Annotated in this window: 8 protein-coding genes; 1 reads left to right on the forward strand and 7 read right to left on the reverse strand. The window is 46.4% G+C overall.

Features of this window, described 5'->3' with window-relative positions; genetic code table 11:
• Positions 1-230: 230 nt before the first annotated feature.
• Positions 231-1,238 (reverse strand): class II fructose-bisphosphatase, encoded by a 1,008-nt coding sequence (glpX, locus tag R7O12_RS12025; protein WP_213968497.1) that lies wholly within the window; start codon positions 1,236-1,238, stop codon positions 231-233.
• A 348-nt stretch (positions 1,239-1,586) separates the two neighbouring features.
• On the opposite strand from glpX, the gene zapB reads away from it, so the two are divergent.
• Complete coding sequence (gene zapB, locus R7O12_RS12030) at positions 1,587-1,829, forward strand: cell division protein ZapB (RefSeq protein WP_005379536.1); 243 nt, start codon at positions 1,587-1,589, stop codon at positions 1,827-1,829.
• A gap of 135 nt (positions 1,830-1,964) precedes the next feature.
• Here zapB and rraA read toward each other — a convergent pair whose 3' ends face one another.
• From rraA to cytR, 6 genes are all read right to left on the reverse strand, one after another.
• Entirely contained in the window at positions 1,965-2,471 is a 507-nt protein-coding gene (rraA, locus tag R7O12_RS12035) for a ribonuclease E activity regulator RraA (protein ID WP_033905997.1), read from the reverse strand.
• Positions 2,472-2,547: 76 nt separating this feature from the next.
• Entirely contained in the window at positions 2,548-3,465 is a 918-nt protein-coding gene (locus R7O12_RS12040) for a 1,4-dihydroxy-2-naphthoate polyprenyltransferase (RefSeq protein ID WP_104969015.1), read from the reverse strand.
• Positions 3,466-4,250: 785 nt separating this feature from the next.
• Positions 4,251-5,582, reverse strand: a complete 1,332-nt coding sequence (gene hslU / locus R7O12_RS12045; protein WP_025768349.1) for an HslU--HslV peptidase ATPase subunit — start codon at positions 5,580-5,582, stop codon at positions 4,251-4,253.
• Between the two features lie 23 nt (positions 5,583-5,605).
• On the reverse strand, positions 5,606-6,157 hold the full coding sequence (hslV, locus tag R7O12_RS12050) for an ATP-dependent protease subunit HslV (protein ID WP_005383176.1): 552 nt from the start codon (positions 6,155-6,157) through the stop codon (positions 5,606-5,608).
• Positions 6,158-6,272: 115 nt separating this feature from the next.
• Complete coding sequence (gene ftsN / locus R7O12_RS12055) at positions 6,273-6,821, reverse strand: cell division protein FtsN (RefSeq protein ID WP_017820300.1); 549 nt, start codon at positions 6,819-6,821, stop codon at positions 6,273-6,275.
• 225 nt (positions 6,822-7,046) lie between these two features.
• A complete protein-coding gene (gene cytR, locus R7O12_RS12060) occupies positions 7,047-8,054 on the reverse strand; it encodes a DNA-binding transcriptional regulator CytR (protein WP_005379543.1) in 1,008 nt (335 codons plus the stop codon).

The following is an 8,054-nucleotide window of genomic DNA, read 5'->3' on the forward strand; positions in this document are numbered from 1 at the left end:
CTATTTTTTGGTTGAGTAGTGGTTAAGGTGACCAGGAAAGAATAGGAGCTTGTTACAACTAGATTCTTAGTCTCGCTGGAGTTCGCTAGAATGACGAGTTCTTTCGATTTAGAGCTTATTAAAGTCACCGTCATTCTGAACAACGAGGAACGAGTGTGATTCAGAATCTATTGCCCGTTGTGCGGAAAGAAAGGCTCAAGCTCAGACTGAGCGAGAGCCTCGAGAAATGCTTAAAGAATAATATCGCGTACTTCTGGATCCTTACGATCTAGGTAGTGAGTCGACTTAATGCGGCGAATAGTTCGGCATCGACCGCGCACGAGCAGCGTTTCTGTGGTTGCAATATTGCCTTGACGAGAGATACCTTCCAGCAAGTCACCTTTAGTGATGCCTGTAGCTGAAAATACCACATTGTCGCTACGAGCCATGTCTTCCATTTTGAGGACAACATTCGCTTTTACGCCCATTTCATCGCAGCGTTTTAGTTCATCTGCACCGTAAATGCGGTTTTCTTCAGTATTGCCTTTTACTTCGTGACGAGGAAGCAGGCGACCGTGCATATCACCGTCTAGCGCTCGAATTACCGCTGCTGATACTACCCCTTCTGGCGCGCCACCAATACAGTACATCATGTCCACTTCACTGTCTGGCATACAAGTCAGAATAGAGGCAGCCACGTCACCATCAGGCACCGCAAAGACACGTACGCCCATTGCTTGCATTTCTGCAATAACGTTATCGTGGCGAGGTTTCGCAAGGGTAATAACGACTAGGGTATCAAGTGGCTTGTTCAGGGCTTTTGCTACGTTCTCTAGGTTTTCTTTTAACGGCTTTTCTAAGTCAATTACGCCTTTTGCACCAGGGCCAACAACCAGTTTTTCCATGTACATATCTGGCGCTTTAAGAAAGCTGCCTTTCTCACCTGCGGCAAGTACGGCTAGTGCGTTCGATTGTCCCATTGCCGTCATACGCGTTCCTTCAATCGGGTCGACTGCAATATCTACTTCATCACCACCAATACCCACTTGCTCACCAATGTACAGCATTGGCGCATCATCGATTTCACCCTCACCAATGACAATTTCACCACTGATATCTGTTTTGTTCAGTAGCGTGCGCATAACTTCAACAGCTGCGCCATCGGCTGCGTTTTTATCGCCACGGCCAAGCCATTTGTAACCAGCCAGAGCTGCACCTTCAGTCACACGGGAAAATGCCATTGCTAAATCGCGTTTCATGATGTCTCCAAGTAAGCAAGAGGGAAGAAGAATTTGCGCGGCGATTCTATCACAAGGTCGAGTAAACGTTTGCCTTTTTGCGAGGCTTTTACTTTATCTAACTTGAATTTGATCAATACTTAGGGCGATTTTCAGCGTAGCGAGACGCAAAATCCTTGCTCAAAAATGCTTCGGCGACAAGAAAAGTCAGCGTTTAGTGAGATTGCGCTGATTTTTTGACCGAATGATGCAAAATATCGAATATAGTGAGTGTTTCTCATCGCGACGCTGAGTAGAATGAACCTTATATAGGTTAGGTGTGCATCAATCTCGCACATCGTCCCAACGGAATAACATAGGTAGGCCAAGATGTCTTTTGAAGTACTAGAACAACTAGAATCTAAAATTCAAACTGCAGTTGACACAATCACTCTTCTTCAGATGGAAGTCGAAGAGCTGAAAGAAGATAAAGCTAAACTTGCGGAAGAAGCGAACGAGCTTCGCTCTCAACGTGAAGAGCTAGAGCAAAAAGCACAACAAGCACAGCAAGAGCACGCACAATGGCAAGAGCGCATTCGTGCACTACTTGGCAAAATGGACGAAGTGGAATAATTCGGCTTCTTCATTCCAAATTAAAAACACCCGCGTTAAGCGGGTGTTTGTGTTTTAGGGAAGTAGAAAATGTTAAGACAAGGCTAGGCGCTAAGAGCCAAGAGAAGACCCTATAACTTAGGCGCCTAAGACTCGTTATGCTTCTTCATCCAACTCTAAATCAATATTCAATGGTTCTGGCGACAGGATAATTCCGGTGCTATCAGCGTAAATGTAATCTTCTGGAAGGAAGCTAACGCCGCCAAAGTTGACTGGTATATCCAATTCGCCAATACCCTGGCTGGTCGCTCCAACAGGAATAGAGGCGAGGGCTTGAATGCCTAAGTTCATATCTTCAAGTTCATCTACTTCACGAACACAGCCGTAAACGACAATGCCTTCCCACTCGTTTTCTTCCGCAATGGTTGCGATTTCTGCATCGATAAGGGCTTTACGTAGGGAACCGCCACCGTCAATTAACAAAACGCGACCAAGTCCATCTTGCTCTAATGTCTCGCGGATCAACGAATTATCTTCAAAACACTTGATGGTGGTGATTTGCCCGGCAAATGAAGCGCGACCGCCAAAGTTACTGAACATTGGTTCAACCACATCTACCTGATCGAGGTAGATATCACAGAGTGCTGAGGTATTGTATTCCATAGCGTACCTTTCTAAACAGAAATTGGTTGTCTTTGAGTATATCTAGGCATTAAGTCAATGCAATGACAATCCTTTTTTAACTTACTAGAGTTTGAGCTACCACAATTGTTGCAAACAAAACGTTGGTGACTAGAGAGCATTTCACGATGACTGGCATCATTGGTGCTATCTGAGCGGGCTTTTGTGTATGCCAAACTGCTTTACCATGATCGGCCACGAAATAAATACTAAGTAAAAATGGCAAGCTAATCCAAACGGGTTTGTCTTGAATTAACAAGTAAGCCGCAAAGGCAAGGATAGCTCCGCCAAGTAAGATAAAGTGGTACTGCTTGGCTTTACGTTGACCTAAGCGTACCGCCACCGTGCGTTTACCACACTCTCGGTCGTTCTCTATATCACGCATATTGTTGATGTTGAGTACTGCAACGGCGAGTAAACCGCAGCCTAAAGCAGGTAAGAATAGCGTGGTGTCTACGTGACCGGTATGCAAGAAGTAGGTACCGGATACGCCGAGTAAACCAAAAAACAAGAACACTGATATATCGCCAAGCCCCACGTAACCGTATGGTTTGCTACCCATGGTATAAGCAATGGCTGCGAGAATGGCCAAAATTCCCAGCCCGATAAAAGTAACAATGCTTTCCAGTGAACTTAGTGAATAGAAAACTAACACCAAGCCTGAGATTGCGGTCAGAACGATGTTAAAGATAATCGCTTGTTTCATCTGTTTAGCACTTACCGCGCCAGACTGCATCGCTCGTAATGGGCCAAGGCGTTTGTCGTTATCTGTACCTTGAACGGCATCGCCGTAGTCGTTCGCAAGATTGGATAGAATTTGCAGCAACGTCGCGGTTACGAAAGCCATGATGGCAATTGTCGGTGAAAAATGACCCGCCGAGTAGGCGAGTACACTACCCGTTAAGATAGAGACTAATGCCAGAGGTAGTGTTTTTGGGCGAGCAGCTTCAAGCCAGATCTGTAAAGATTGTTTCATGGAAATTTCGTGCTAGTAACCAATGTGCCCAGTATAAGCACAAAGAGGCAGATACGCTATTGACCTAAAACAACTCAACTAGAAGTCAAAGGGTTATTCAGAATCTATCGTCCGGTTGTGCGGTGGTGAAGGCGAGTGAGGAAAGAAAGGCGTTTGCTGTTAGCAGATTCTTAGTCTCGCTTGAGCTCGCCAGAATGACGAGATCTTTTTGATTTAGGTGTTGTCAAAGTCACCGCCATTCTGAACAACGAGTGTGATTCAGAATCGATCATCCGATTGTGCGGTGGTGAAGGGGAGTGGGAAAGAATAGGCGTCTGCTGTTGCCAGATTCTTAGTCTCGCTTGAGCTCGCTAGAATGACCAGGTCTTTTGATTTAGATGTTGTCAAAGTCACCGTCATTCTGAACAGCGAGGAACGAGTGTGATTCAGAATCTATCATCCGATTGTGCGGTGGTGAAGGCGAGTGGGGAAAGAAAGGCGTTTGCTGTTAGCAGATTCTTAGTCTCGCTTAAGCTCGCTAGAATGACGAGCTCTTTTGATTTAGATGTTGTCTAAGTCACCGTCATTCTGAACAGCGAGGAACGAGGTGATTCAGAATCTATCGTCCCAATAGTGCCGTGGTTAAGGTGAGTTGGAAAGAATAGGCGTCTGCTGTTAGCAGATTCTTAGTCTCGCTTGAGCTCTTAGAATGACGAGGTCCTTGATTTGGGTGTTGTCTAAGTCACCGTCATTCTAAACAAAAAGCCCAGAAACAAGGTTCTGGGCTTTGGTAAAATAGATTGCGTTTAAAGAATAAAGCGGCTTAGATCTTCATCTTCAATTGTGTCGCCTAGGCGCGCTTTCACGTAAGCGGAATCAATAACGAATTTAGCGCCAGATTGCTCCGCTGCGTCGTAAGAGATTTCATCCATCAAGCGTTCCATTACGGTGTGTAAGCGACGAGCACCGATGTTTTCGGTGCTTTCGTTGACCGTCCATGCCGCTTCCGCGATTTGCGTGATGCCGTCTTCTGTGAATTCGATGTCCACATCTTCCGTTTTCATCAACGCAACGTACTGCTCTGTTAGAGAGGCTTTTGGCTCTGTCAGAATACGTTTGAAGTCGTTGCTGCTTAGTGCTTCTAGCTCAACACGAATTGGTAGACGACCTTGCAATTCTGGGATCAAGTCAGATGGTTTTGCCACTTGGAATGCACCAGATGCAACAAACAGAATATGGTCTGTTTTTACCATGCCGTGCTTGGTTGATACCGTGCTGCCTTCAATCAATGGAAGTAGGTCGCGCTGAACACCTTCGCGTGAAACGTCTGGGCCTGAGCTCTCGCCGCGTTTACAGATCTTGTCGATCTCATCGATAAATACGATGCCGTTGTTTTCAACGTTGAAAATCGCTGCTTCTTTTAGCTCTTCTTGGTTTACCAGTTTCGCCGCTTCTTCTTCCGCTAACGCTTTCATTGCGTCTTTGATTTTCAGCTTACGTTTTTTCTTAGTGTCGCCTGCCAGGTTTTGGAACATGCCTTGCAGCTGGTTAGTCATCTCTTCCATACCAGGAGGCGCCATGATCTCTACGCCCATCTGCGGTGCGGCTACGTCGATTTCAATTTCTTTATCGTCTAGTTGGCCTTCACGCAGTTTCTTACGGAAGATCTGGCGAGTGTGAGAAGACTCTTCCGTTTGCTCTGCTTGACCCCAGCTATCACGTGCTGGTGGCAGTAGCGCATCAAGAATGCGTTCTTCCGCTTGCTCTTCTGCTCGGAATTTCACTTTCTCCATCGCTTGTTGATGCGTCATTTTCACAGCGACATCTGTTAGGTCACGGATGATGGTTTCAACTTCTTTACCAACGTAACCCACTTCGGTGAATTTTGTCGCTTCAACTTTGATGAAAGGGGCATTTGCCAGTTTTGCGAGGCGTCGTGCGATTTCAGTCTTACCAACACCAGTAGGGCCAATCATCAAGATGTTTTTTGGCGTCACTTCGGCACGCAAGCTTTCTTCAAGCTGCATGCGGCGCCAGCGGTTACGAAGTGCAATCGCAACCGAACGCTTGGCTTTTTCTTGACCGATAATGTGGCGGTTCAATTCATGAACGATTTCGCGAGGCGTCATTTCAGACATATTCTTTCCTTACTTCGTTACGATTACGCGGTTGGTTTTTCAGGCTCTACTGTTGAGTCTAGCTCTTCTACCGTGTGGTGATGGTTAGTGAAGACACAAATATCACCCGCGATATTGAGAGCTTTTTCCGCGATCTCACGAGCATCTAGATCTGTGTTTTCTAGTAGGGCGGTTGCGGCAGCTTGTGCGTAAGCACCACCAGAGCCAATCGCAATCAGGTCGTGTTCTGGCTGTACGACATCACCATTACCGGTAATGATTAACGATGCGGTTTCGTCGGCAACGGCAAGTAAGGCTTCGAGCTTGCGCAGAGCACGATCGCTACGCCAGTCTTTGGCTAGCTCAACTGCCGCTTTGGTTAGGTGACCTTGGTGCATTTGCAGTTTGCTTTCGAAGCGCTCAAAAAGGGTGAAGGCATCCGCAGTACCGCCGGCAAAGCCCGCTAGTACTTGGTTGTTGTATAGGCGGCGAACTTTGCGCGCATTACCTTTCATTACGGTATTGCCTAGAGATACTTGGCCATCACCCGCGATGACGACTTTATTATTTCGACGTACAGATACAATGGTAGTCACAGTCGACCTCTTGATTATTTCTCTTTGGATTTAATTCAGTATATGGGGGAGGAGAAATGGGGATTCAAGGGGGCAAAAAGAAAGGCCCTAGGATCTTAGCTCCTAGGGCCTGAGTTTAAAGATTTTCTTTCCAAATCGCGCACGGCTCGATTTTCGCGCGTTGCAGTTTATGACGGTCACGTTCTGCATCACGTTTGAACTTATACGGACCTAGCACCACACGATACCATGAACTGCCTTCTTTCTTACGAATCTTGCTCGACATCCCTTGGAACGCGATTGCAAGCTTGCGCTCTTCCGCTTGTGCCTGAGTTTTGTACGCGCCACACTGCATGATGTAAGGAATTTTAGAAACTTCAATTTCTTTAGCCACAACTTCAACTTCACGTTTCGGTAGTGACTCAACATATTCCCATTTTTCTTCTGGTGGTGGCGGCAAGTCTTTTTTCGGCTTTGGTTTGCTGACAGTGGTTGTTGGCTGCTTCACGACTGGTTGTTTAGGTTCTGGGTCGCTACTCAAAAGGTAAAGACCATAGCCAAAACCGCCCACGAGCAAGATAGCGAGCAGGCCACTGCGCCAAGGTTTTTTTCTTCTCGGCGGCTGTTTTTTTGTCGACTTTTTTGGGGCGCCTCGCCCCCGTCTTACATAATCTCTATTTGCCACGGTTATTTCTGGTCATCAAGGATTCTTGCAAATATGTTAATCCAGAACGAGTTGAGAAAACACCCTATTGATAGAATCTTGATAGCTAAAGCGCGACAACGCCCGAGTGTAGGAGTGTGTTTCCGTTCTCACTTACATTTATTCAGGGATACACAAAAAGCAGGAGGGGTAAATAAAAAAGCGGCGCCTTAGCACCGCTTTGGGGATGAATACCTAATCTTTAGGTTAAGGGCGCTGTGGTGGCGCTGCACTTCCACGAATGACGAGATTAGTTTCAAGCAGACGCGAGCCTGAATGCACGTCGTGGCCTTTTAACATCTCGAGCATCATTAGCATCGCTTGTCGACCAATCTCATAGCGAGGTTGAGATATGGTGGTCAACGGTGGATCGCAGTACTGAGCGAAGTTAATGTCATCAAAGCCCACAACAGAGAGATCTTGCGGTACTCGTAAGCCAAGCTTTTTCGCTTCTTGAATTGCGCCGATGGCCATTGTGTCACAGTGACAGAAAATAGCCGTTGGTGGTTCTGGCAATTCGAGCAGTTTACGAACGGCTTTTGCTCCGCCATCAAAAGAGAACTCAGTAATGACACTATATTGTGGATCTTTATTGATGCCGGCACGGCGCAGGGCTTGTTGGTAGCCTTGCTGGCGGAACTGACACAATATTGCTGTATCTGGTCCAGAGATTTGAGCAATGCGTTTATGACCTAATTGGGTCAGGTAATTCACCGCTTCAAATGCTGAGGTCAGGTTATCAATATGTACTGTCGGAAGCTCGAGCTCTGGCGCAAATTCACACGCCATTACCATCGGAGGTAAGTTCTTTTGCTCTGGCTTACTGACATCGAATGGTAGATCTGTACCAAGCAGTAGCATTCCATCTGCCTGCTTAGTAAATACGAGGTTTACGAAAGAGCTTTCGCGTTTCTTCTGTTGTCCGCTATCGCCCAGCAGGACTAGATAGCCATGTTCCATGGCTGCATCTTCAATACCGCGAATAATTTCAGAAAAATAAGGATCACAGATGTCGGGAACGATAGTAACAATGGTTTTTGATTCGTTTCTACGTAAGTTACGCGCTAATGAGTTTGGAGAATAACCCGCTTCAAGTACGGCATCTTCTACTCTCTTTCTTGTAGAAGAAGAGACTTTCTCTGGATTCATTAAGGCTCGAGATACCGTAGCCGTAGACACTCCCGCAAGCTGGGCAACATCCTTCATTGTCGCCAT

The organism is Vibrio sp. Vb1574, from assembly GCF_033338675.1.

Bases quoted from the DNA above. Each gene is read 5' to 3' on its own strand.
- glpX (WP_213968497.1), bottom strand. From the start codon at position 1,238: ATGAAACGCGATTTAGCAATGGCATTTTCCCGTGTGACTGAAGGTGCA.
- zapB (WP_005379536.1), top strand. From the start codon at position 1,587: ATGTCTTTTGAAGTACTAGAACAACTAGAATCTAAAATTCAAACTGCA.
- rraA (WP_033905997.1), bottom strand. From the start codon at position 2,471: ATGGAATACAATACCTCAGCACTCTGTGATATCTACCTCGATCAGGTA.
- R7O12_RS12040 (WP_104969015.1), bottom strand. From the start codon at position 3,465: ATGAAACAATCTTTACAGATCTGGCTTGAAGCTGCTCGCCCAAAAACA.
- hslU (WP_025768349.1), bottom strand. From the start codon at position 5,582: ATGTCTGAAATGACGCCTCGCGAAATCGTTCATGAATTGAACCGCCAC.
- cytR (WP_005379543.1), bottom strand. From the start codon at position 8,054: ATGGCGACAATGAAGGATGTTGCCCAGCTTGCGGGAGTGTCTACGGCT.